General features: G+C 51.4%; 1 protein-coding gene. It reads left to right on the plus strand.

What is annotated here, in order from left to right:
• Window positions 1-65: 65 nt before the first annotated feature.
• The coding region (locus tag Q4488_RS18790; protein WP_303582137.1) for a bifunctional 5,10-methylenetetrahydrofolate dehydrogenase/5,10-methenyltetrahydrofolate cyclohydrolase at window positions 66-673 on the plus strand (608 nt) is incomplete at its 3' end.

Raw genomic sequence — 673 nt, forward strand, 5'->3', positions numbered from 1 at the left:
TTGCATACCGAGCAGCGGGTCTTTTTGGATGGCAATAAAACAGTTATTTTTAAATAGGAAGGCTAATGGCTCAGTTAATCGATGGTAAGCAACTATCTGATGCTGTGGTGGCATCGTTGGCAGAAGAGACTAGCCAGTTTGCAGCGGAGTTTGGTCTGTTGCCCGGTTTAGCGGTTGTGCTGGTGGGTGAAGACCCGGCCAGCCAGGTTTATGTCAGGAATAAAGTGCGACAGGCGACTGCCGCCGGCATGCGCTCAATCGAGCATCGCCTGCCGAAAGAGACCACTCAGCAAGAGCTTAATAGCTTGATTGAAACACTTAACCAAGACCCTGAAATCCATGGTGTTCTGGTGCAGTTGCCGCTGCCGGCTCATTTAAGTGAGCCGGAAATTATCCGCCTGATCGCAGTGGAAAAAGATGTCGATGGTTTTCACCCTTTGAATGTCGGGGCGTTAGCATCCGGTACTGGTGAATTGATCCCCTGCACCCCATTGGGTTGTATGCTGATGTTGCAACAGGTGCATGACGACCTGAGTGGTCTGCATGCGGTGGTAGTTGGCCGCTCCAATATTGTCGGTAAGCCAATGGCTCAGTTGCTGCTGCAAGCGAACTGTACGGTTACTGTTGTCCATTCCCGTACTCGGGATATTGAAGCGGTATGCCGCGAAGCGGA

The organism is Amphritea sp. 1_MG-2023, assembly GCF_030547545.1.
Classification (GTDB): domain Bacteria; phylum Pseudomonadota; class Gammaproteobacteria; order Pseudomonadales; family Balneatricaceae; genus Amphritea.